This is a genomic window from Thalassospira lucentensis MCCC 1A00383 = DSM 14000 (assembly GCF_000421265.1).
In the GTDB taxonomy this organism is placed as follows: Bacteria; Pseudomonadota; Alphaproteobacteria; order Rhodospirillales; family Thalassospiraceae; genus Thalassospira; species Thalassospira lucentensis.
Window position 1 is genome coordinate 39065 of sequence record NZ_ATWN01000003.1, and the last position, 24296, is coordinate 63360.

Below are 24296 nucleotides of genomic sequence, written 5' to 3' on the forward strand. Positions count from 1 at the left end.
CGCCCCGAATATCTGGTTTTCACAACGGACCAAAGACGATGACAACGTCCCACAGCACCCAGACACCATCCGCAACAGCACCGCCCAAAAAATCAAAACTCGGCCCCATGGCCCGGCGCGAAGCAAAACTTGCGCTTTGGATGCTGGCGCCGACCTTTTTGATTGTGATGGGCATTGTCCTGTTTCCGTTGCTGGCCAATTTCTGGATTTCGGTAAAGCCGGTCAAACTGTCCGATTTGCGCCCGCCAACCCCTGTGGTGTCCGAACGTATCCGCGGCGACATGGATGTCGCGGGCGAAGAATTTCGCATTCAGTACCGCATGCGAAATTCATCGCAAACCGGGGCGATTGACGACGTTGTGCTGACCGATACCCTGCCGTCTGGCATCACCGTCACCGACATTGACCCCGCCTGTGAAATCACCGGTCAAAATGTCACCTGCCGTCTCGACCGGCTTGAAGGCGGGGACCGTCAACGCCTTGAACTCAAAGCCACCGCTAATGCCGATTTTGCCGCCAATCCGGTGTCGCCCCGCGACAGCGAACCAACCTTGACCGGCACTTCCGAAAACATTCTCACCAACAACCAGTTCACGCTCGATAACTTTGCGCGCATCTTTGATTCCCGCGAATTCTGGAGCGTGCTTTGGGTCACCATTGCCTATACCGTCTTTGGCACCTTGGGCGCACTGGTGCTTGGCCTGTTTGCCGCCCAGATTTTAAACAAGCCCTTTAAGGGCCGCTCAATCATTCGCGGCCTTTTCCTGTTTCCCTATGTCGCCCCCGTGATCGCGGTCGCCTTTACATGGGTGATCCTGCTTGATCCGTTTAACGGTACGTTTAATGCGATTTTGCAACGCATGAACGTCACCGATGCCGGGGTAAACTTCTTTGGCCAACGCGCCCTTCCGATTGATATCTTTGGCCTGACCATTGAATTCCCGTTGGCCCTTGCCACCGTGATCGCCTTTGAAGCATGGCGGTATTTCCCGCTGTCGTTCCTGTTTATTCTCGCCCGGATGCAGTCGATCTCCTCAGACATGTATGAGGCCGCCGAGGTCGATGGTGCCTCCCCGCTGCAACAGTTCTGGCACATCTCCCTGCCGCAGCTTCTGGGCATTCTATCGACCCTGTTTTTGCTGCGCTTCATTTGGACGTTCAACAAATTCGACGACATCTTCCTTCTGACCGGCGGGGCTGCGGGCACGCGGACCCTGACCGTTGATGTCTATGAACAGGGCTTTGCCCTTTCAAACCTTGGGGCCGGGGCGGCCGTGGCCGTCGCCATCTTCATCCTGCTTCTGGTCTTTGCCGTGTTCTACTTCAAATTCGTCCATCGGGAGGATCAGTAATGCGTATTGGTACGGGTCTTCTACTTGCCCTGATTTCGGGCCTGATCTGGGGCGTGATTGCCATTGTCATTACCGGCATCTCACTGACCCTGATTACCGGTCTTGCCGCCACCCCGATCATGTCGGCGGGTGCGCTTGCCGGGGCGGTCAATGCCGCGATCATTATCTCGCGCGCGCCTAAAAACCGCACACCGGGATTATATCTTGTCGCCTTTGCCGCGGTGGTGATTGCGATGATGCTGGTGTCCTTTGCCATGCCGTTCAGCCTGTCATTCTCCCAAAATTCTGCCACTCAGGCCTTTGGCGTTGGCCTGATTGCACTGGCCATCACCTTTGCCAACCGCATGTGTCTGATGGATGCGCATTCGGGGATGCTCAAACGCTACAGCTTTGATCTTGTCATTGTGCGCGTGTTCAAGGGGCTTGGCTTTGTGTTTTTCAGCGTGATTGTCATCCTGCCCTTCTATGTGATGGTGATGACCAGCCTCAAAAACCAGCAAGACCTGTTTTTAAACCCGCTGGATCTGTCAATTGACCTGACACAGGGCTTTGCCAGCCTGACCGACAGCTACGTCGAACTGTTTACCCAGTTCAATTTTGGCAGTTTCCTTCTGACATCGACCATTGTCTCGGTCTCGACCGTGATCATCACGCTGGCCTTTTCCATTCCGGGTGCCTATGCGGTCGCCCGGTTGAAATTCCCCGGCCAGACCGTGCTTTCAAGCTCGATCCTGCTGATCTATCTCGTACCCATGATCGTTCTGGTGATCCCGCTTTATGCGGTGTTTAGCCAGCTTGGCCTGCGCAACTCGCTGGTTGGGCTTTTGATAGTCTATCCGGCCACCACGGTTCCCGTCGCTCTTTACATGCTTCAGGGATATTTTCGCGGCATTCCCGCCGAACTTGAAGAAGCCGGTGTGATGGATGGCCTGTCGCGCCTTGGCGTGATCTGGAAAATCACCTTGCCACTCGCCCTGCCCGCACTGGCATCGGTATCGCTCTATGTCTTCATGATTGCCTGGAACGAGTTCCTGTTTGCCTTCATGTTCCTGGATGATCCGGGCATCTTCACCCTGTCACGCGGGGTTGTCTCGCTCAATTCCTCGGAAGTTCCCCGTCAGCACCTTATGGCTGGTGCGGTGATTGCCACGGTCCCGATCTTGGCGATTTTCCTGTGGTTTGAACGCTTCCTTGTTCAGGGCCTGACGGCCGGGAGTGTCAAGGGATGATCAGATCATCAATGCATCAAATGCCCGTACGGCATTTCGCACCATCCACACCATCCATAAAAAAAACGCCCACCGCCAAAGATCAGGAGGCCAAATAAAATGGGTCAGATCGAACTCAAAGACATCCGTAAATCATTTGGCGGTGTCGAGGTTATCAAAGGCATCGACCTTCAAATCGACGAAGGCGAGTTGGTGATTTTCGTCGGCCCGTCAGGCTGTGGCAAATCCACCTTGCTGCGCCTTATTTCCGGTCTGGTCGAAGCCAGCGACGGCCAGATCATCATTGATGGCGATGACGTCACCGGCAAACCGCCCGCCGAACGTGAACTTTCCATGGTGTTTCAGTCCTATGCCCTTTATCCGCACAAGTCGGTGCGCGAAAACATGGGCTTTGCGCTGACCGTGGCGGGCATGCCCAAATCCGACATCACCGCCAAGGTCGATGAGGCCGCTGCAACTCTCAAACTCGAAGATTATCTGGATCGCAAACCCAAGGCCCTGTCGGGTGGGCAACGTCAACGCGTGGCGATTGGCCGCGCCATTGTCCGCGAGCCGCGTGCGTTTTTGTTTGATGAACCGCTGTCAAACCTTGATGCCGCTTTGCGCGTTGAAATGCGCCTTGAAATCGCCCGTCTGCATCAAAAGCTTGGTGCGACCATGGTCTATGTCACCCATGATCAGGTCGAAGCCATGACGCTGGCCGACAAAATTGTCGTGCTGCAAGCAGGCCAGATCGAACAAATCGGCTCCCCGCTTGATCTTTATCGTCATCCGGGCAACCTGTTTGTCGCGCAATTCATCGGCTCACCGAAAATGAATGTCGTCGATTGCACCGGCACGGGAAGTACGCTGACATTTGGTGATGGCAACACGTCCGATATTGCCCGCAATGCCGATGGCGCAACCAAAATGGGCATCCGCCCCGAACATATGTCGCTGTGTGCGGAAAAGGACGGCATCCTTGTCGGTCAGATTGATGTGATGGAACATCTCGGCTCGGACAGCTTTGCCTATGTCAATGTCACCGACGTCGGACTTTTCACCGTGCGCATCGTCGGCCATTCCGACGCTTCTGTCGGCGATAGGATCGGGCTGACATTCGGATCGGAAAATGTGCATCTGTTCGATGCCGCCGAAAAAACCATTCCGGCCTGATCGATGACGCATTTTAATCCTCATACAATTAAAATGCGGTCAAATGTCACCCAAATGGCGGGCCGTCGTCGGGTCCTTGGTTCGCCATTTGGTTATTTGCTTAAAATGAATAATAAAGATGATTATTCAAAAAACATGAATAATAAAAACAGCCCGAACCGCTACTTCAGCGACCCCAGAACCGCCAGACTTTCATAGCGTTTGATATAGGGTTCATGAAACACCCGGTCGACAAATGCGCTGTATTCTTCCATGTCAGTGACTTGAATTCGCAACACAAAATCATGTGCCCCCGTCACATGATGACATTGGACAACTTCGGGCATTTTCGCAAACGCCTCACGCATCAACATATACCGATCCGGCCGGTCGCGCTCCATGGTCAAAAGCACGATAACCATCATCTTTTTACCAAAAACCTTAGGCGACACAATCGCAACATCGCGTTCAATCACGCCGGTTTCGCGCAACCGCTGAACCCGGCGCAAACAGGCCGCGGACGACAGCCCGACACGGTCGGCAAGCTCGCTGCCGGTCAAACGGCTGTTTTCCTGCAACAGTTCAAGCAGGCGATGGTCGAATTTATCAAGCTCCGCCACGGTTCAGTCTTCCCGGTTCATCATGATGTAACTCCCTGTAAACAAGGATGACCCAAGCCGCCAGCGAAAGAAAATCGTTTTTGCAAAATTTTTGCGGAAATCTCGCACCGAATGGCGAAGTTTGCGCGCCAAACAACATATCGCAGGCGTAGTTTATCTGTGGGTTCAGAGGAAACTCTAACCCCTTATTAGCAAACAAACTAGCGAGCCAGCATCATGCCAGCACATGTTACGACTGATCCCCTCGTCGCCACCACCAATGTTGCGCCGGTTTCAGGCGCATCTGTCTGGCGCTGGCTCGTCCTTTTGCCCCGCAAATGGGCCCACGCATACAAGATCGCCCGCGACACCCAAATGCTGCGGTCGGCCCCGCGCGAAATTCTTGATGACATCGGCATTGCACGCCGCGACGTTCAATTTGCCTGCGAACATGGTCGTCTGCCCAACTGATTACCCATTCCCCATCGGCAAACTGGCGCCCCACCCTGTTTGCCGATGTGATGAAAAGCCTGCCGGTACATATCCTGTATCGGCAGGCTTTTTTCTTTTCGGGGTGGTTACCCGTCGGTTACCCACAGCCCCGCAATGATCAGCCAACAAGCCAAAAGAGAGAGATGAGGCGGTCATGCAATATCAGCTTAAGATCAATGGTGAATCCCGAACCGTTGACGCCGAACCGGGCACCCCGCTGCTTTGGGTTCTGCGCGACGAACTACAGCTTACCGGCACCAAATTTGGCTGCGGCGTTGCCTATTGCGGCGCCTGTACGGTGCATGTCGATGGCTATCCGACCCGGTCTTGCCAGACCTTTGTCGAGGATGCGGTTGAAACCGAAATCACCACCATCGAAGGGGCAACCGACAAAGTTGCCGAGGCCGTTCAGGCCGCTTGGCGTGAAAAGGATGTGGTGCAATGTGGCTGGTGTCAGTCCGGTCAGATCATGTCGGCCATCGGTCTTTTGACCGAAAACCCCAGCCCGACCGATGCAGACATCAAGGAATACATGTACGGCAATGCGTGCCGGTGTGTGACCTATGTCCGCATTAACGAAGCCATCAAGCTCGCATCGCAAAAGCTGGAGGCCTAAGTCATGACAATCAACGTTTCACGCCGTGGTTTCCTCAAAGCATCGGCTGCTGGCACTACCGCCCTTTTGGTCGGTGTAAACGCCAAGGGCGTTTTGGCTGCGGGCAGCACCGCATCCGCCGCCACCGATTTGAACCCGTTTGTTAAAATTGATGCCGATGGCACGGTGACTGTCATCATCAAACATTTCGAAATGGGTCAGGGCACGACCACCGGGCTGACCACATTGGTCGCCGAAGAACTTGACGCCGACTGGGATGCGGTTGCCATCGATTTCGCACCGGCCAATACCGAACGGTATAAAAACCTGTTCTTTGGCGCACAGGGGACCGGTGGGTCGACCTCAATCGCCAACTCGTTCATGCAGTATCGCGAAGCCGGTGCAGCAGCGCGTGATCTTTTGGTCCGTGCAGCCGCCCAGAAATGGGGTGTGGACGCCAGTAGCATTTCGGTTGAAAACGGCATGCTGACATCGGGTGGCAATTCTGCGCATTTCGGTGAATTTGTCGCCATCGCCGCAACACTTGAAGCGATCGAAAAACCAACGGTCAAAACCCCCGATCAGTTCAAACTGATTGGCAGCGAAAAACTGCACCGCAAGGACAATACCGGCAAAACCAATGGCACCGCGATGTTTGCCATGGATGTCAATCTGCCCGGCATGATTTATGCCGCGATCATGCGCAGCCCGAAATTTGGCGGCACGGTTGTGTCGTTTGACGATAGTGGTGCCAAAGACGTCGGTGGTTTCATCGCCGCACAGGTTCTGCCCAACAAGGCAGGTGTGGTGGCGTTTGGCAAAAACACGTGGGCCGCGTTTCAGGCCCGTGATGCGCTGTCGGTTGAGTGGGATTTCAGTGCGGCTGAAACGCGCAGCACCGATGCCATGATCGCCGACCATAAGGCGATGCTTGATGCCCCGCAATTTGACGTCAATCACGAAGTCCCCTTGGCCTCCGTCGCCCCGATTTTGGCCGATGCGGCCACAACGATTGACGCCGAATTCGATTTCCCGTTCCTCGCACATGCGCCGCTGGAACCGGAAAACTGCACGATTGAACCCACCGAAAATGGTGTTCGCGTCCATGATGGTTGCCAGTTCCCGACCTTTACCCAGCCAATGGTCGCCGCCGTGCTTGAACTTGACCCGTCACAGGTCGAGGTCAAAACGCTTTATGCCGGTGGATCATTTGGCCGTCGTGCCAATGCCACGTCTGACTACAATACCGAAGCCGCGATGGCCTTTGCCGTTTCCGGGCGCAAGGTTCCGGTCAAACTGGTCTGGAGCCGCGAAGACGACATTAAAGGCGGTTATTACCGTCCGATGTCGGCCCACCGGGCGAAAATCGGTCTTGATGCCGATGGCAAAATCATCGGCTGGGACCACCGGCTTGCGGTCAAATCCATTGTCAAAGGCACGCCGATGGCCGGTATGGTTCAAAACGACATTGACCCAACGTCCGCCGAAGGGGTTGCTGAAAGCCTGTATAACGTGCCGAATTTCGGCATTGGCCTCAGCGATTTCCAAACCCCGGTTCCGATCAACTGGTGGCGTTCGGTGGGACATACCCATACCGGGTTTGTCATGGAAAGCCTGATGGATATGGTCGCCACCCAAACCGGGCAAGACCCGATTGAGATGCGTCTGTCGATGCTCGATGGTGGTACGGCCAATCAGGCCCGCATGATCGAAGCCATCAAACTGGTCCGTAAAATATCGGGCTGGAAAAAAGGCGATAAGCGCGGCTTTGCCAGCCACCTTTCGTTTAATACATGTGTTGCGGTTGTTGCCGATATCACGGTTGAGGAAACCAGTGTGCACGTCAACAAACTGTTCATGGCCGTCGAATGCGGGGTTGCCATCAACCCCGACGTGATCCGGGCACAGATGGAAGGCGGCGCTGGCTTTGCGCTCTGCGCCATCTTGCGCAATCAGATCACACTGACCGACGGGGAAGTCGATCAATACAACTTCCCGGACTATGAGCTTCTGCGCAACGAAGAGATGCCTGAAATCGAAGTCGCAATTGTTCCGTCAAACAATGCACCAACCGGTGTTGGCGAACCGGGCGTTCCCCCGACCGGACCGGCTGTCGCCAACGCCATTTTTGCACAAACCGGAAAGCGGATCATGGATCTTCCCATGACCAAAGCCGGTTTCGACTTCGTGTAAGGCATACTGCCCGGAGAACCAAATTTCTTCCCCCCCCCTCCCTTGTGTTCTCCGGGCAGCCCCTTTTCCCTTGAAGGGAACAGATAATGAGCAACCAACTTTCTGCGATGCTAAACGCCTGGCATGCGAACCGTGACGCCACCGAATGGGTTCTGGGCACGGTGTATCGCACCGACGGCTCGGCCTACCGCAAGGCCGGGGCGATGATGCTGATCAATGGTCATGGACAGCAGTTCGGCCTGCTTAGTGGTGGCTGTCTTGAGGCCGATATTATCCGCAATGCCCGCAAGGCCATGATCACCGGCAAGGCGGTGATGCTGGTCTATGATGGCAATGACGAAGATGATCTGTCGTTCAAGCTTGGTGTGGGCTGCGGCGGCACGGTCTACATCATGTTGCAACCTGTCACCGCCCAAAATGATCTCGGCCTGTCCGATTTACATCACGCTTTGACACATCGGGAAAGTGGCCTTTATTTCCAGAAAGTCGGCGACGTTGCAGGGCATTTTGAAACCGGCGATATCACCGGACACGACACCGCACAACAGTCCGCCCATATTGAAAAGCGCGCCGATGGTGACTGGCTGATCACACCGATCCGCCCTGAACCCCATGTTCTGGTGATAGGTGGCGGGCTTGATGCGCGCCCTGTGATTAACATCGCCCATGAAATGGGATGGCAAACCACACTTGTTGATCCGCGTGCGGCCAATGCGCGTGCCGAACATTTCGCACATGCAGATACGATTTTGCGCAAGATTGACGATGATCTTGCCCGCCACGTGTTTGAGGCCAAAGTCGATGCTGTTATCCTGATGGCCCATAGCATCAGCATTGATGGCGATGCCCTTGCGGTCGTTAAAAACACACCAATCAAACATCTGTCGGCGCTGGGACCAAATCATCGCTTTGCCGAGGTGTTGAAACACGCCGGGATCACCCGTTCTGATCTGGCATTTGATATTTCCAGTCCCGCCGGTCTTGATATCGGCGGGCAACTGCCAGAAAGCATTGCCCTTTCGATGCTGTCGGGGATTCATGCCGGGCTGTTTAAACAAAGTGCCGTGCCCGCCGTTTCCGCTGTTCCCGCCATGGCGCGTGCCGCAGAATGATATCGTTAGCGTGATGAACACATCTGCCAAGGCCGAGCCCCCGCAACATCATCTTGCCGTGCTGCTTCTTGCCGCAGGTGAAAGTGCACGGTTTGGCGGACGCAAACAGCTTGCCGATATCAACGGCAACCCAATGATCTGCCACACCATCGAGGCATTAAGCACGATTGCCGGGGCAGATTTGTTTGTTGTTCTGGGTGCGTTTCAAGACGAAATCGCGCCTGCGATCAACGCGCCTGCCCATATTATCACGAATGACAATTGGGCATCGGGCATGGGCAGTTCCATCGCGGCCGGTATGGCGGAAATCCAGCATCACGGGCCTTATGATGGCGTTTTGATCGCACTGTGTGATCAGGTCCGTCTTGGCCGTGCCGATTATGATAAACTGATTGCCGCGTTCGACGGTCAGAATATCGTGGCCACCCGCCATGATGACGGATTTGGTGTTCCGGCGATTTTCCCGGCACATATCTTTAAATCGCTCGCAGTGCTCAATGGGCAGGCCGGCGCACGCAAGGTTCTGAATGGGGCGCACCATGAAGTGATTGGTGTGGAGCTGCCAAATGCGGCAGATGATATCGATACACAAGATGATCTGATCGCAATGCGCGCGCAGAACACCTAAATAAGCGATTTGGCGACGACATGAATGTTTCGGGCAGCCCCCCGATTGGAAGTGCGGCATACTTGACCGCCGCAGGAAAAGAGACGACGTGAATGAAAGCAACTGCAAACATCATGGTCCTTCTGGTCGAGGACAACATGGATATCGCCGCCACCATCAGTGATTATCTGACGATAGAAGGCGTTGAGTGCGACCATGCCTATGACGGGGAAACCGCGTACCAGCGCGCGCTGACTGGCGAATATGACGTCATCCTGCTTGATGTCATGTTGCCGTTTCGCGATGGTATCAGCATTTGCCGGGCCCTGCGCGATGAAGGCATCGACACCCCGGTTTTGATGCTGACCGCACGCGATACACTCGAAGACAAGGTCGAAGGGTTTCATGCCGGGGCGGATGACTATCTGGTTAAGCCGTTTGAGCTTGAAGAACTTTTGCTGCGTACGCGGGTCCTGTCACGTCGGCGCAGTGGCGAGGTCAAACGGTTTGCCCTGCGCGATTTGATGATTGATTTTGAAAACCGGTCGGTTGTCCGGTCAGGTCAAAATATCAATGTATCGCCGACCGGCTGGACCATTTTGGAGGTCCTTGCGCAAAACAGTCCACGGGTTGTCACCCGATCGCGTTTGTCGATGGCGCTGTGGCAGGGAGACCCGCCCGATACCAATGCGCTGAAAACGCATCTTTACAAATTGCGCCATCGGATCGACAAACCGTTTGAGCAAAATCTGATTCACACCATTCCGGGCCAGGGCGTGGCCCTGCGCGAGTAACTGTTATGAACACCACCTGTTGTGCCCCCAAAACCCGATCCTTTTCGCGCTTTGTGCGCAATTACGTCTTGCTGGGATTGGTGGTCACGCTGGTTCTTTATACTGCGGTGCTGAATTTCTATATGCTCTATGGCAAATGGATGGTCGCGGCCTTTCAGCTTCAACTGATTGCCGAACAATATGACGATCAGCTTGCCCGCGACCCGGATGCTCCGTTGCCCAAGGGGTTCAACATTGAATCCTTTGAACGGTTTGACGAACTGCCCGCAGAGCTGCGCGCGCATGCACGCCCCAATGACCTTGAACTTAACGAACTTTTCTATATCAACACGGATCAATATGCCGACCAGAAAGACCCGGAAAATCCGATCTTTCTGGTCTTTCCCCACCAGCTTGCCGATGGTCGCGAAATCCTGATTTTGCAGACCTATCATGTCGGCGATGGCGAAAGCGTCTTTTTTGAACGCCTGCACAATCTGGCTTTGCTTTCGATCCCGTTTGCCATGGCGGTTATTGGCATTTTTGCATGGTTCCTGTGGATCATTGGCAAACGCCTGACCAAGCCGTCTGAAAACCTGCAAGACTGGGCGAACAATTTGACGACCGAACGGCTGGCCGACCCGATCCCTGATTTCGGGTTCGAAGAACTGAATGACGTTGCGCGTGAATTGCATCGGTCGGTCAATCAGATTGACCAGTTTGTTGCGCGTGAACGTGAATTCCTGCGCCAAGCCAGTCACGAGCTTCGCACCCCTGTGACCATTGTGTCTGGCAATGTTGAATTGCTGGAAAAAAGCCCGCTTAACCAGACCCAGTCGCGGGTGATGACGCGGATCAAACGGGCAAACCGGAATATGCAGCAACTGCTGGAAACATTGTTGTGGCTGGGCCGGGACAACGCGCCGGTCGGCAGCACCGAACACATCAGTTTCGCAGCCTTCATCGAACAGGAAATCAGTGACCTTTCCTATTTGACCGACGGCAAGCACGTCACATGCAGCTTTACCCCCGACAGCGAAGACACCGTGATTGCCACGTCACGGGCGGCCTTGATGATCGTCATATCCAACTTGATCCGCAATGCGTTTCAACACACCCCCAAGGGGCAGGTGACCATCACGCTAAAGGGGACGGCATTGACCGTCAAAAACACAATTTCGACCTGCACGGGTGAATGTGCAACCCCGCAGGGTGAGGGCATCGGCCTGCAACTTGTCCGGCGTATTTGCGCACGCCTGAACTGGCATTGCACGCCGACCCACCTTCAAAATGGTGGCATGTCGGTGACCTTTGACCCCGGCCCCGATACGCTGGTCAAACCAGAACCGGAACTTGTGACAAGCTGATCACGGATGGAATATGGTCGCCGCCGGATGGGTAAACGTCACCCGGCCATCCTTCATCCCCCAAATCGGACGACTGATTTCCGAGATGACCTGTGCGCGGCTTTTGGCAGGCAGGACAATAAAACTTGCGGCCTCACCCACCGCGATTTTGCTGGATCGGCCCAGCAATTTTGCCGGGGCATCGGCGACCATGGCAAAGCAGGTTTCAAGTTCCGCCTCGGTCGAAAGTTGGCTGACATTGGCATAAAGATTTGCCATGCGCGACAGCGAACAATCGCCATAGGGCGTAAACGGGTTCAGGACATTATTGGTCGCAATCGTGCAACACACACCCTGTGCGGCCAGTTTGTGCGCCGGTGCGACCCCGTGTGGTACTGAATGGTCATGATCGCGCCCGGTCAGGAAAAGATCGGTTGCCGGTAAAACCGTCAAGCCAATCCCGGCATCGCGCATCAGCGCAATCGTGTCATCAAGTTGTGCCTTGGGCAGGACGGATAATTTGGTCACATGGCCAATCATCACCCGTCCTTGCCAACCAAAGGCGATGGATTTTCTGGCGACCTCGTCCAGATGTCGCCAACTGGCATCAAGATCGAAATCAAGATGGAAATCCAGATCAACGTCATAGTCGCGCGCCATTTCAAACAGGCGCAAAATCTGACCTTCTGGATCGGTATCCATATAGGGACATCCGCCAAGCAAATCCGCACCGTTATCAAGGGCTTCGCGCAGTAATTCTTCGGTCCCCGGATAATTAAGCAGGCCTTCCTGCGGGAAGACGCAGATTTCAATATCCATCGCCCAGACGTAGTCGGCCTTTAGGCGTTTAATCGCGTTAAAGCCCGACAAGCCAATACCCGGATCAATTTCAACTTGGGTGCGCACGGCATTTGTGCCCTCGGTAACCGCCTTTTCAAGCACACGCGCGCCACGGGCGTAAATGTCATCTTCGGTAAAGCCACTTTTGGCGTTGGCCACCGCGCTGATTGCACCCTGCAGCGTCCCAGTTTTGTTTTTGGCCCGATCGAGGATACAGGCCTTATCAAGATGCAGGTGGCTTTCAACAAAGCCGGTGCTGACCAATTGGCCCGCGACGTCAAAGAACGGGGCATCGCCGGTCAGTGACGCGGCAATTTCGATAATCTTTCCTTGGCCAACGGCAATATCAACCAGCGTATTTTCACCGGGCAGGCAGGCGTTCCTCACCAAATAATCAAGCATCTTACTGTGCAACCTTTTTGGGTTCTTGTGTGGTTTGTTCAGCACCGCCAAGATAGGCGGCAATCAGGCGTTCATCGCGGCGAAGTTCGGACGCCTTGCCTTGGGCAACCACCTGTCCCTGTTCAAGGACATAGGCGTAATCGGCCACGGAAAGCGCCATGGTTGCCATCTGATCGACCAGAAGGATCGTCACCCCGTCATCACGCAGCTCACCCAGAATGGCATAGAGTTCCTCGGTCATGGCCGGGGCCAAACCAAGGGATGGCTCATCAAGCAAAAGTGCCTTTGGCTTTGCCACCAATCCACGCGCAATTGCCATCATTTGCTGTTCACCGCCCGACAAATGCCCGGCCAGACTGTTGATGCGATCACGCAGGCGCGGGAAGCGTTTCAGGATCGCTTCGAGTTCGTCCTTACTGACCGGTTTTGGTTGTTTATAGGCACCCAGTTCGATGTTTTCGCGCACGGTCAGTTCGGGGAAGACCTGCCGTCCTTCGGGGACAAGGATCAGGCCCTGCTCGACGATCTGATGAGGAGCCAGCGTATGGATATATTCGTTGTTTAAAACGATGCTGCCTTTGACCGGGCGCAACAGCCCGGCAAGGGCGGTCAGGAAGGTTGATTTACCCGCCCCGTTTGCGCCTAAAAGCGCGACCATTTCGCCCTGTTGGACTTTTAGGTCAACCGATTGCAGAACCGGTGCGGCACCATATCCCGCCGTCAGACGCAGGGTTTCAATCACCGGGGATGCACCGGGTTCGAACGGAATGGGACGCGGGCGGGCCTTCATTTCACCATCGCCAAGATAGGCCGCGATCACCTGTGGATCGTTTTGCACCGCCTGCGGCGAGCCAAAAATGATCGGGGTTCCGGCATCAACCGCCAGAATATGGTCGGAAATGCCCATGACCATTTCCATGTCATGTTCGACCAACACAACCGTGATCCCGGCATAGGCCAATTGCCGCAACAGTTTGGCCAGTGACACCTTATCGGCATGCATCAAACCAGCGGCGGGTTCATCAAGCAGCAACACGCCGGGTTTGGTGGCAAGTGACCGGGCAATTTCGACCAATCGGCGATCCACATGCGGCAAATCACCGGCCCGGGCATCAATATCACCAACATAGCCGCAAAATGCCAACAGCCCAGCCGCGTGGCTGCGGTTTTTGTCCGATGCAATCACCGAAAACGGTGCGCCAAACCGCCCGACCGGAAGGCCCGCGATCACATTGTCGATCACGGACATGTTTTCAAACAGACGGGTTGCCTGATAGGTGCGCGCAATGCCACTGCGTGCGGCAAAGTCGGTGGGGCGTCCGGCGATGTCCTGATCACCGATGCGCACCGCCCCTTCGGTCGGTTTGTAAAAACCGCTGATGATGTTCAAAAGGGTGGTTTTACCCGCCCCGTTTGGACCAATGATCGAGGTTACCTGCCCCGGTTTGGCGGCAAAGGAAACGCTGTTGACGGCCTTTACCCCGCCAAAGGCAATCGACACATCATCGACGGTTAACCCATCGGATTTTGGGTATGCTTTGAGACCCGCTTCAATCTCGGCGGAGGGAATGGCCTTCACACCGCGTTTGGCAATCGGGATGAAGCGTTGAACAACCCCAACCAACCCGCGCGGTGCAATCAGAAGCACCACAATCAAAAGGGCACCGAAAATCAGCAGGCGGTATTCGGCAAAATCAGACAGGAGTTCTGGCAACAGAACCGAAACAGACGCCCCGACAAGCGGCCCCAGCACCGTGCCCGCACCGCCCAGAATGACGGCGAAAAGATAGAGGATCGACTGGCTGATCGGGAAGTTCGAAGGCGCGATAAACATCATCAAAGGTGCGTACAACGCACCCGCCAGACCGGCCATGGCAGCCGCAATGGCAAAGCCCGATGCCTTGACCGCAAAGGCGTTATAGCCAAGGGAACTTGCGGCGATTTCGGCATCGCGCATGCTGGTCATGGCCATGCCCCAGCCACTAACGGCCAGACGCCGGAACGCCAGCAAGCCAATCCCGCCGACAATCACGCACAGCATCACAAGATCACGCTCGGCAAAGACATAGGACCCGATTTGGGGCATCGGAAAGCCCATCAGACCATTTTGCCCACCAGTCAAAGACCGCCATTCAATCGCGCCATGCTCGACAATGAAGGCAAAGGCAATGGTTACCATCGCCAAAAACGGCCCGGCCATCCGCACCGCCGATATGGCCAGCACACAGCCCGCAATCGCGGCAATTATGGTCGCGGCAATCAACGAGAACCAGAAATTCACCCCGGCCAATGTCAGGATCGCACTGGCGTAGGCACCAATGGCAAAAAAGCCAACTTGGCCAAGCGACACAAGGCCGGTCAAACCATACAGAACGTTCAGACCCACACATAAAACTGTGGTGATGGCGACAAGGCCAATGATGAACTGGGTATATCCGCCGGTGATCGAAACGCCGATCAGACCACCGATGACGGCGAGAATGATCGTGCAATCGAGTGCAACAGGTTTGTTCAATTTCGGGATGGGATTTTTAAATTTGGGAAGGCTTTTCATCATCAGACCTTTTTGATCGCAGCACGGCCAAACAGGCCACTTGGTTTGATGGTCAGGACCGCGATCACCAAGGCAAACACGACAATGAAGGTATAGGACGAGCCGAGGTAGGTGGTGACACCGGCCTCGACCAGCCCATAGATAAATCCGGCCAGCATCACCGCATAGGCCGATGTCATGCCGCCCAGAATGGCGACTGCAAAGGCCTTTAGACCAAACAATGTGCCCATGTCCGAATGTACGGAAAACAGCGGCGCGATCAAAAGCCCGGCACAGCCCGCCAGCATCGATGAAATGGCAAATGATCCGGTCACCATGACGGTGGTGTTAATGCCCATCAGCTTGGCGGCCTGAAGGTTTTGCACCACAGCCAAAAGCGCGCGCCCCTGACGGGTATGACGAAACAGTGCGTGCAAGGCCAGCGCAACACCAATGGCGGCAATCGGGATCAGGATTTGTTGGGGATACACCCCGGTGCCAAACACATTCCAGCTTTCACCGACAAGGTTTGACGGCAACGTGCGCGGCTCATTGCCAAAGGTGAACAGCACCACGTTATCAAGCAGGATACCGCCCGCAACCGTTGCCATTAACCAGGCTTCGGAATTGCGAATGGCAAATGGGCGGACAAGGAAAAACTCGACCAGAATACCGGCCACACCACAACACAGGATCGCCAGCGGATAGCCCACAATGACCGGCAGTCCGTATTGTTCACAAAACACAAACCCCAATACGGCACCCAGCATCACCATGCTGCCTTGCGCGAAATTGACTTTTGAGGACACCGAATAGGTGATCTGAAATCCGAGTGCGACCAGTCCGTACATACTGCCAAGACCGATGCCGGTAATCAGGGCTGCGATTAAGAGTGTCATTGCCGGTTACCTGCTTGTCGATTGCACATAGGTGCAGCGTTCAAAGGGATAAAAACCCTTGCGGCACGAAGCACCGCAAGGGGTGAAAAAAGATCGATTATTTGATCGGAATGATCTGACCTTCGACGAAATGCGCGAAGGTGTAGTCTTCGGGACCAAGCGCGTCCTGATCATCGGGCGTGAACGGCATGTCATAGGTTTTGATCATGCCTTTGATGCCCGAAATCTCGTACATGGCTTGGCGAATGGCCGCACCATCGGTCGAGCCTGCCTTTTCAATCGCAGCAGCCGTCAAAAGGGTCGCGTCATAGGCATTGGCAATACCGGTTGCCGGGGTAACATCGGCCAGCGTTTTGATCTCAGGGAATTTTTCCTGAAGCTTGACAAACATCGGATCGGCCGCATCGGTAAACAGATAGGTCTGAATGAAATGGACCTTTTCGCCAGATTTACCGGCAAGTTCGGTGAAACGACCACCGGCCGGGCCCCAATGCGAAGAAATCGGCACATCCCAACCCATGCGATCAAGCGATTTGATCACCTGTGCGGTCGGGGCAACGTTGGCCACGACAAACAGGGAATCTGCACCGTTTTCTTTTAGGCGGGTCAACTGCGGGACAACGTCAACGTCGTTTGATTCAAACTTTTCAATCCCGGCATGTTCCATACCACGTTTATCAAGTGCTTTCAGTAAACCCTTTTCGTTGGACTCGCCCCACGGGTTGTTGATCAGGATCATGCCCGGCTTTTTGGCACCGTAATTGGCGATCAGATATTCAGTGATTGCTTCGTCGACATATTCATCAACGGCGGAAACACGAAAGACATAGTTTTCATCCGCACCGTTTTTGGTGATCCCGGTGCCTGCTGCCCACGGGCCGATGAACGGAATTTTCTGCTGATTAACGAACGGTACAATGGCAAAGGAAACCGGCGTATCAAGACCCCCAATGATCGCAGCAACACCTTCGCGCTGGGCTAGTTCACGTGCCGCAACCAGACCTTTGCCCGGGTTGCCTTCATCATCACGCGATACAAGTTCAAGCGGTTTGCCAAGAACGCCACCGTCGGCATTGATCTTGTCAATCGCAAGCATAATACCACGCGTAATCGCCTCACCCGACTTGGCCGATTGACCACTTAGCGCAGCAACAAGGCCGAGCTTGACGGTATCTTCGGCACGGGCGTTATGGGCGGGCAAGACGGCGGAAAACATCAGCACCGCCGCAGCACCCAGAAGGGCGGCACGGCGCGTGAGTTTCGGGATAGGCGAAGAAATAGGCATGTGAGACTCCCTGATTATATGACTTTTACAGTTGGTCGTCGCAGTTTCACGGTGCGCGCCAAATGACCTTCGCACTGCAGCAAGGGGCGTGCCAAAAACATGAATTCAATATAATCAGCTAGTTACGCGATTTTTGACCGCGTGAGATTTGTGCATTGCCTTATGTATACGCAAATTGCATGCAATTATTGCATAAAATTAGTGCATGCAAATTTTCTGCCCACGTATTATGCTCATCGCAGATCAAATGCCGTGAATGAGGATTTCCAAATGACTGAGACACCCGCACAAAACGTGCTTGATACCCTGCCGCCAGAAGCCAAAACCGTGCGCGATTTCCTGGATGCATCGATGAAGCCGGACCCGGATCTGGCCGCGACATTCATGTCTGATGATGTGGTCATCACCTTTACCGATGGTCAGAAATACGACCATCCGGCAGGCACAACCGCGTTTAATGCGGCACGTTATAAATGGGTGAAAAAGAAGTTCGGTCAGTTTGACGTCGCCAAAAAAGACGGCGAAACCGTGGTTTACAGCACCGGCTGGCTGTACGGCGAATGGCCGGATGGCACCGCGTTTGACGGCAACCGGTATGTTGATCGGTTCGTGATCAAAAACGGCAAGATCGTCAAAATGGATGTCTGGAATGAAAGTGCCGAACGCATTCTGGTGCGCAAGGGCATTCGGGCCTAATCACAGCTAGCTGGTGAGACGGATGCAAAGGCACCCCGATATCCCTGATAACCGCCTGCTCTTGCGGACGGGTGGTTATGCGTACGGCGGTTTGCGTATATCACGCGCCGCCGTCACGCACCTTTTTGGCATAGGGTTCAAGCGCATCAAGATACACAAGCGGCCCGCCCTCGTCAGTGGTGAAAAGGGCCCGGTCGGCAACGGCATTAAGATGATGGCGCATCAGTTTGCGCGCGGTGTCCTCATCGCCGGTCGCCAGGGCTTCGATGATCTGGCGGTGTTCGGCAATGCCGCAATCGGTCGAATGGGGCCGGGCATACAGCGACAGCGTCAAACCACAGCGATAGCCGATTTCTTCGACGTAGCGCAGCAAAACCGGGCTTCCAGCAAGTTTTGCCAACAGGATATGAAACTCGGTCGCCAGCCGGATCGACTTTGGCTCGGCCGCGTGTTCGGCCTCGACTTCCTTGGCAAGGTGGCCTTCAAGTTCGGCTATGATGTCAGGCGTCATATTCTTGATCACCCGGCTGATCACAAGGTCTTCGATCTGGGTGCGCAATTCAAACAGATCACGGGCTTCTTCAAGGCTGGGCTTGGCAACCATCGCCCCCTTGTTACGGCGAAGCTCAATCAGGCCTTCGGCGGCAAGCCGTTCAAGCGATTGGCGGATCAGCGTGCGGCTGACGCCAAACCGTTCGCCAAGCGAATCTTCGGGCAGTTTCATACCGGGCATCAAAACCCGTTCAAGAATGGCCGACCGCAATGCCGAACTGATCATGTCGGTGCGATGTTTTACCTTATCAGATGCCTTCATGCCGATCCGTCACGTTTGATGCGCCATACAATTTACCCGTCTCGTTTGTATAGTTGATTGCATACAATTTAGCCACCACAGATACCCCAATCTGAATTTACAGAAAGAAACCGCTGCCATGACCGACATAACGGCCCCTTCCCCCTTCCGCGCCATGGTCACAAGCCCCAGCACCGCCGCCAGCCAAGCCGGGGCAAACGTGCTGCGCGATGGTGGCACCGCGATTGAGGCGGTCGTCGCCACAGCCGCGATGTTAGCGGTAACATGCCCGCATTTCTGCGGTATTGGCGGGGATGCGGTCTGGATGGTGTCGGACAAATCGGGCAAGGTTCAATCGTTTCTTGGCATTGGTCAGGCTGGCGAAAAGACGCCTGAGACCATAACACCGGGAACGCCCATTCCCCTGCGTGGTCCGGCATCAACATTAACCACCGCCTGCACAGTTGATTCATGGCAACACGCGCTGGATCATTCCGCCAGCCATTGGGGCGGGAAACGCAGCCTGTCGAACCTGATCACCCCGTCGATTGAACTGGCCGAAAACGGTTTCCCGATCAGTGCATCGCAGTGTTTCTGGCTAAACTTCCGTAAAGACGAATTTGAAAAATGGCCGGGATTTGCCGCCATATTCGCCCCCGATGGCCGGATGCCAACGCCCGGCGAAACATTCAAACAACCCGACCTTGCCCGCAGCCTCAAACAGATCGCGACCAAGGGGGCGCGCGACTTTTACGACGGCGATCTGGCAAAGCGCATTATTGCCGGCCTTGCAAACGCAGGCTCCGCGATCACGGCAAATGACCTTGCCCAAACACGCACCCGCACAGTAGATGCGGTGTCACTTGCCTATGGCGATGTCACGCTTTATGCCCCGCCCGCCCCGACACAAGGATTGGCGACCCTGATGACCATGGGGATCTTGCACGAACTGGGGCCAAAGAACTGGGCCGAAGGAACGGCCGATCATTACCATCTGGTGGTTGAGGCGATTAAACGCGCGTTTCTGGCGCGCGACCGCATTGCCGACCCGGATTTCAACCTTGATGATCTGAGCAATATGTTGACCGACGAGGTTTTGACATCCGCCGCCGACGATATTTCAACCGCCCACGCAATGGATTGGCCCCACCCGTTCCGCCATGGCGATACGGTGTTTTTGGCGGCAACCGACGCACAGGGCAATTGCACCAGTGTGCTGCAAAGTACCTATTTTGATTGGGGCAGCGGAGTTGTCGCGGGCGATACCGGCATCATCTGGCAAAATCGGGGGGCTGCCTTTAGCACCCAGCCCGGTCACCCCAACGAACTCAAACCCGGCAAACGCCCATTTTATACCCTCAACCCCGGCTTGGCACTGAAACACGGCAAACCGCATTTGCTGTATGGGACGCAGGGTGCGGATGGACAGCCACAGACCCTTGCCATGTTGCTAACCCGGTTGCTTGATTTTGGCCTGTCGCCTGCTGAGGCATTGGCAAAGCCACGCTTCTTGCTGGGCAAGACATTTTCAGATGCCAATGACAGCTTGAAACTTGAAGCCGATGCCGGGGATGACGTGTTTGATGATCTAACCCAACGCGGGCATATCTTGCGTGAGATCGAAGCCCAAAGTGCGCTTGCCGGTCAGGCCGGGATCATCCGCATTGATGAAGACGGTTTTGTCGATGGGGCGCATGATCCGCGCAGTGATGGCATGGCGATTGGGGCTTAAAACGGGCTATCGCGGGCAATGATCAGGATGGGCGTTTTCAAACGCCTTGATAGCAAAACAGCGTTCAGAAACGGCGTTGATACGGTGAAAACGGCTGGTATCAACGCCCCAGCGATGGGCATTATAAAGCTGCGGGATCAGGCAAATATCGGCCATGCCGGGCCGATCCCCATGACAGAAATCGCCTTGGGAAGCTTCAGGACCTTGGGCCAGCATGGCTTCAAATCCAGCCAGACCCGATCCGATATATTTTGCCATCCATTCTGATCGCGCCGCATCGGGGTCCTCGCCATGGGCGGTTGCCATATCCATGACATGGCGCACCACGCCAAGGTTACAAACGGGATGAATATCCATCGCGATCACGTGTGAAAGTGCGCGAACCCGTTGGCGGGCCAAGGTATCAGTGGGCAACAATCCCTGACCGGGTCGGGTTTCATCAAGATATTCAAGGATCGCCACCGACTGGGTCATCATGATCCCGTCAATCTCAAGCGCGGGAACCAATCCTTGTGGGTTATGCTGCAGGTATGCGGGGGACTTATGCCCCCCGGCGAGCAAATCTACTGGCACCGTGCGGTACGCAATGCCCAAAAGCCCCAAGGCAATCCGCAGCCGATAGCTGGCTGAGGATCGCCAGTAATCATATAAAACGACCTCAGCCATGATCCGCCACCTTAGCCCTTATATTGCGTTACGGTCTGATCGATCGCCCCAAAGATCGATGTGCCGTCTTTTCCGAGCATCTCGATCTTGACCCGATCACCGAACTGCAAGAACGGGGTTTTGGCCGCACCGGTTTCAATGGTTTCAATCATGCGAATTTCGGCAATGCAGGAATAGCCTGCCCCGCCTTCTGCGACCGGCTTGCCCGGGCCCCCGTCCAGTTTGTTTGAAACCGTGCCCGACCCGACCACACTGCCCGCGCCAAGGGGGCGTGTGCGTGCGGCATGCGCCACCAGTTGGGCAAAATCAAAGGTCATATCAACACCTGCATTGGCCCGGCCAAACGGTTTGCCATTCAAATCAACATTCAAAGGCAAATGCACCTTGCCCCCATCCCATGCATCGCCCAATTCGTCGGGGGTGACGGCGACGGGTGAAAAGGCCGACGAGGGTTTGGACTGGAAAAAACCAAATCCCTTGGCCAGTTCGCCGGGGATTAGGCCGCGCAGCGACACATCATTGACCAGCATGATGAGGCGGATGGCATCGCGTGCCTGATCAAGGCTGGCGCCCATCGGGACATCGTCGGTGATGACCGCAATCTCGCCTTCCATATCAATGCCCCACGCGGTATCGGCCATTGCAATATCGTCACGCGGCCCAAGGAAACGGTCCGATCCGCCCTGATACATCAGGGGATCGGTCCAGAATGTTTCGGGCATTTCCGCACTGCGGGCTTTACGCACCAGTTCGACATGGTTGACATAGGCCGACCCATCCGCCCACTGAAACGCGCGCGGCAAGGGGGAATGGAGCTGGGTGGTATCAAGGGCTTCGCGTTTGGCGATCGATGATCCGGCGGCGGTTTCATCAGCCAGTTCGGTGAGACGCGGCGCAACAATCGCCCAGTCATCAAGGGCGGCCTGCAAGGTGGGGGCAATCGCGCTGGCATCGACATAATGTGAAAGATCACCTGTCACCAGAACAAGCTGGCCATCGCGTGTACCGTTTTTAAGGGTTGCAAGTTTCATTGGGTTTCATGCCTCCGGCATTCTTGTCGTTAAGTCCAGAAAATCGTCTTTTTATCGGCTGGCCGCTACGTTTGGGCTTTAAATTTGGGCTTCATGGGCGACCTTGCGGGGTGCCGTCAAATTTGCGTTCAAGCCCATCCCAACATTCAAGATAATCATCCTGAAGGGTTTCAAGTTCGGCGGCGAATTTGGTCAGCTGCTGCGGGAATTGGGTTTCGAACATAAAGGCCATGGTGCCTTCGAGTTTTTCCGGGCCGAGGTTGCTGTTCGATGCCTTTTCAAACCCGAACGCATCGGGGCCATGGGCCAGCATCATGTTGTGCAAACTCATGCCACCGGGCACGAAGCCCTTTTCCTTGGCGTCATATTGCCCGCAAATCAGGCCCATGAATTCGGACATGATGTTGCGATGATACCATGGCGGACGGAAGGTGTTTTCGGCGACCATCCAGCGCGGCGGGAAAATGACGAAATCGATGTTCGCAGTCCCGGCCTCGCCCGACGGGGCGGTCAGAACGGTAAAGATCGACGGATCGGGATGATCGAACAAAATCGCCCCGACTGGTGAGAAGGTCCGAAGATCATATTTGAACGGCGTGTAATTGCCATGCCACGCCACCACATCCAAAGGCGAATGTCCGATATCGGTTTGATGGAACTTGCCACACCATTTGATCAAAATCCGGCACGGGGTTTCTTTATCCTCATAAGCCGCCACAGGCGTTTTAAAATCACGCGGATTGGCAAGGCAGTTGGCACCAATCGGCCCGCGCTCGGGCAGGGTGAATTTCGCGCCGTAATTTTCACAGACATAGCCCCGCGCCCCGCCGTCAATTCCGGCTTTGACGATGGATACCTTGAACATCATACCACGCGGGATCAGGGCAACCTCAAGCGGTTCAACATCCATGATGCCAAGTTCGGTAAAAATCCGAAGCGTGCCACTTTCGGGCACGATCAGCATTTCACCATCGGCATTGAAAAAGTAATCATCGACCATATCGGTGTTACAGACATAAACGTGGCTTGCCATGCCGCTTAGCGTCATGGCGTCCCCGGCCGTTGTCACCGTGCGCATGCCAGTCATAAAGTCGGTTGGTTCGGACGGCATCGGGACCGGGTCCCAGCGCAATTGCCCAAGGGCCAGACTATGATCGCCCACGCAAGGGGCGGTTTTCCAATCTGGCAGGGACAGGGATTTAAACCGGCCATTGTGGCGCACACTGGGACGAATACGGTACAACCATGACCGTTCATTGGTGCCGCGTGGTGCGGTAAAGGGCGATCCTGAAAGCTGTTCGGCATACAGGCCATACGGGCATTTTTGCGGGCTGTTCTGCCCTTGGGGCAGTGCACCGGGCAGGCATTCCGTTTCAAAATCATTGCCAAAACCGGGCATGTAAGACAAATCGCTGCTTGCGCCGTTTTGGGCGGTTTTGCTGGTTGCGATATGATCGGTCATTGCCTTTTCCCTAACAATATTTGATATAGTTACATTCGTAACCATTATTTTTGTAACTATCAAACGGCCTTTTTCAGCCATGAAAACCGAATTTGATTTACACAGCTTTCTGCCGTTTCTGATGCATCACGCCAGCGAAAAGGTCAGTTTCGGTTTCCGCGATATTTATCGCGATCAATACCGGATGACCCGATCCGAATGGCGCGTTCTTGCCACCCTTGGCCAATATGGCGCGTTGACTGCGACCGAAATCGTTACCCATACCGGGCTTCATAAAACCAAGGTTTCGCGCGCAGTCTTTTCCATCGAGCAGCGCCGTTGGCTAAAGCGTCGTCAGGACGAACAGGACCGCCGTATTCTGCGCCTTGAATTAACCTCCCAAGGCCAGTCGGCGTTTGCGTCGCTTTGCAAAGCAGGCATTGCCTATGACCAAAAAGTCCGCGACTTTCTGGGTGAGGACGATTTCAGTCGGCTGTCTGCCCTCCTGACGAAGCTGAACGATCTTTGATCAGCATTCCTTTTCCA

At 55.0% G+C, this 24296-nt stretch carries 22 protein-coding genes; 13 read left to right on the plus strand and 9 right to left on the minus strand.

Features of this window, described 5'->3' with window-relative positions:
- The first annotated feature begins 38 nt into the window (after nt 1–38).
- From K355_RS0107025 to K355_RS0107035, 3 genes are all read left to right on the plus strand, one after another.
- Entirely contained in the window at nt 39–1352 is a 1314-nt protein-coding gene (locus tag K355_RS0107025) for a carbohydrate ABC transporter permease (RefSeq protein WP_028791414.1), read from the plus strand.
- Entirely contained in the window at nt 1352–2581 is a 1230-nt protein-coding gene (locus K355_RS0107030) for a carbohydrate ABC transporter permease (RefSeq protein WP_022731412.1), read from the plus strand. Before K355_RS0107025 ends, K355_RS0107030 begins: the two co-directional genes overlap by 1 nt.
- Nucleotides 2582–2680: 99 nt before the next feature.
- Nucleotides 2681–3736, plus strand: a complete 1056-nt coding sequence (locus K355_RS0107035; RefSeq protein WP_022731413.1) for an ABC transporter ATP-binding protein — start codon at nt 2681–2683, stop codon at nt 3734–3736.
- 161 nt (nt 3737–3897) lie between these two features.
- On the opposite strand, the gene K355_RS0107040 is transcribed toward K355_RS0107035, so the two are convergent.
- A complete protein-coding gene (locus tag K355_RS0107040; protein ID WP_022731414.1) occupies nt 3898–4335 on the minus strand; it encodes an Lrp/AsnC family transcriptional regulator in 438 nt (145 codons plus the stop codon).
- Between the two features lie 216 nt (nt 4336–4551).
- Between K355_RS0107040 and K355_RS0107045 the strand changes: the two genes are divergently transcribed.
- The 7 genes from K355_RS0107045 to K355_RS0107075 all read left to right on the plus strand — a co-directional run bounded on the left by K355_RS0107045 (nt 4552) and on the right by K355_RS0107075 (nt 11453).
- Entirely contained in the window at nt 4552–4785 is a 234-nt protein-coding gene (locus K355_RS0107045) for a hypothetical protein (RefSeq protein WP_022731415.1), read from the plus strand.
- A gap of 175 nt (nt 4786–4960) precedes the next feature.
- A complete protein-coding gene (locus tag K355_RS0107050; protein ID WP_022731416.1) occupies nt 4961–5422 on the plus strand; it encodes a (2Fe-2S)-binding protein in 462 nt (153 codons plus the stop codon).
- A gap of 3 nt (nt 5423–5425) precedes the next feature.
- On the plus strand, nt 5426–7594 hold the full coding sequence (locus tag K355_RS0107055) for a xanthine dehydrogenase family protein molybdopterin-binding subunit (protein WP_022731417.1): 2169 nt from the start codon (nt 5426–5428) through the stop codon (nt 7592–7594).
- An 86-nt stretch (nt 7595–7680) separates the two neighbouring features.
- Entirely contained in the window at nt 7681–8706 is a 1026-nt protein-coding gene (locus K355_RS23360; RefSeq protein ID WP_022731418.1) for an XdhC family protein, read from the plus strand.
- A gap of 13 nt (nt 8707–8719) precedes the next feature.
- A complete protein-coding gene (locus K355_RS0107065) occupies nt 8720–9334 on the plus strand; it encodes a nucleotidyltransferase family protein (RefSeq protein WP_022731419.1) in 615 nt (204 codons plus the stop codon).
- Between the two features lie 92 nt (nt 9335–9426).
- Nucleotides 9427–10107 carry a response regulator transcription factor gene (locus K355_RS0107070; protein WP_022731420.1) on the plus strand — a complete coding sequence of 227 codons (681 nt, stop codon included), beginning with the start codon at nt 9427–9429 and terminating at the stop codon, nt 10105–10107.
- 5 nt (nt 10108–10112) lie between these two features.
- A complete protein-coding gene (locus K355_RS0107075; RefSeq protein WP_022731421.1) occupies nt 10113–11453 on the plus strand; it encodes a sensor histidine kinase in 1341 nt (446 codons plus the stop codon).
- Here the strand turns inward: K355_RS0107075 and K355_RS0107080 are convergent, their stop codons facing one another.
- The 4 genes from K355_RS0107080 to K355_RS0107095 all read right to left on the minus strand — a co-directional run bounded on the left by K355_RS0107080 (nt 11454) and on the right by K355_RS0107095 (nt 17391).
- Nucleotides 11454–12674, minus strand: coding sequence for an amidohydrolase family protein (locus tag K355_RS0107080; RefSeq protein ID WP_022731422.1), 1221 nt, complete (start codon nt 12672–12674; stop codon nt 11454–11456).
- Between the two features lies 1 nt (nt 12675).
- Nucleotides 12676–15231 (minus strand): branched-chain amino acid ABC transporter ATP-binding protein/permease, encoded by a 2556-nt coding sequence (locus K355_RS0107085; RefSeq protein ID WP_022731423.1) that lies wholly within the window; start codon nt 15229–15231, stop codon nt 12676–12678.
- Nucleotides 15231–16106 (minus strand): branched-chain amino acid ABC transporter permease, encoded by an 876-nt coding sequence (locus K355_RS0107090; RefSeq protein WP_022731424.1) that lies wholly within the window; start codon nt 16104–16106, stop codon nt 15231–15233. The genes K355_RS0107085 and K355_RS0107090 overlap by 1 nt, the downstream gene beginning before the upstream one ends.
- Before the next feature lie 97 nt (nt 16107–16203).
- Nucleotides 16204–17391, minus strand: coding sequence for an ABC transporter substrate-binding protein (locus K355_RS0107095; protein ID WP_022731425.1), 1188 nt, complete (start codon nt 17389–17391; stop codon nt 16204–16206).
- Nucleotides 17392–17661: 270 nt separating this feature from the next.
- On the opposite strand from K355_RS0107095, the gene K355_RS0107100 reads away from it, so the two are divergent.
- Nucleotides 17662–18087 (plus strand): nuclear transport factor 2 family protein, encoded by a 426-nt coding sequence (locus K355_RS0107100; RefSeq protein ID WP_022731426.1) that lies wholly within the window; start codon nt 17662–17664, stop codon nt 18085–18087.
- A 100-nt stretch (nt 18088–18187) separates the two neighbouring features.
- On the opposite strand, the gene K355_RS0107105 is transcribed toward K355_RS0107100, so the two are convergent.
- A complete protein-coding gene (locus K355_RS0107105) occupies nt 18188–18901 on the minus strand; it encodes a GntR family transcriptional regulator (RefSeq protein WP_022731427.1) in 714 nt (237 codons plus the stop codon).
- Nucleotides 18902–19019: 118 nt separating this feature from the next.
- On the opposite strand from K355_RS0107105, the gene K355_RS0107110 reads away from it, so the two are divergent.
- Nucleotides 19020–20612, plus strand: coding sequence for a gamma-glutamyltransferase family protein (locus K355_RS0107110; RefSeq protein ID WP_022731428.1), 1593 nt, complete (start codon nt 19020–19022; stop codon nt 20610–20612).
- A gap of 6 nt (nt 20613–20618) precedes the next feature.
- Here the strand turns inward: K355_RS0107110 and maiA are convergent, their stop codons facing one another.
- The 3 genes from maiA to hmgA form a co-directional block, all read right to left on the minus strand.
- Nucleotides 20619–21278, minus strand: coding sequence for a maleylacetoacetate isomerase (gene maiA / locus K355_RS0107115; protein ID WP_022731429.1), 660 nt, complete (start codon nt 21276–21278; stop codon nt 20619–20621).
- An 11-nt stretch (nt 21279–21289) separates the two neighbouring features.
- Nucleotides 21290–22309 (minus strand): fumarylacetoacetate hydrolase family protein, encoded by a 1020-nt coding sequence (locus K355_RS0107120; protein ID WP_022731430.1) that lies wholly within the window; start codon nt 22307–22309, stop codon nt 21290–21292.
- A gap of 91 nt (nt 22310–22400) precedes the next feature.
- Nucleotides 22401–23771: a homogentisate 1,2-dioxygenase gene (gene hmgA, locus K355_RS0107125; protein WP_022731431.1), complete on the minus strand. Its 1371-nt coding sequence runs from the start codon at nt 23769–23771 to the stop codon at nt 22401–22403.
- Nucleotides 23772–23850: 79 nt separating this feature from the next.
- Here hmgA and K355_RS0107130 point away from each other — a divergent pair, with 79 nt between their 5' ends.
- Nucleotides 23851–24279, plus strand: a complete 429-nt coding sequence (locus K355_RS0107130; protein WP_022731432.1) for a MarR family winged helix-turn-helix transcriptional regulator — start codon at nt 23851–23853, stop codon at nt 24277–24279.
- Nucleotides 24280–24296 lie beyond the last annotated feature (17 nt).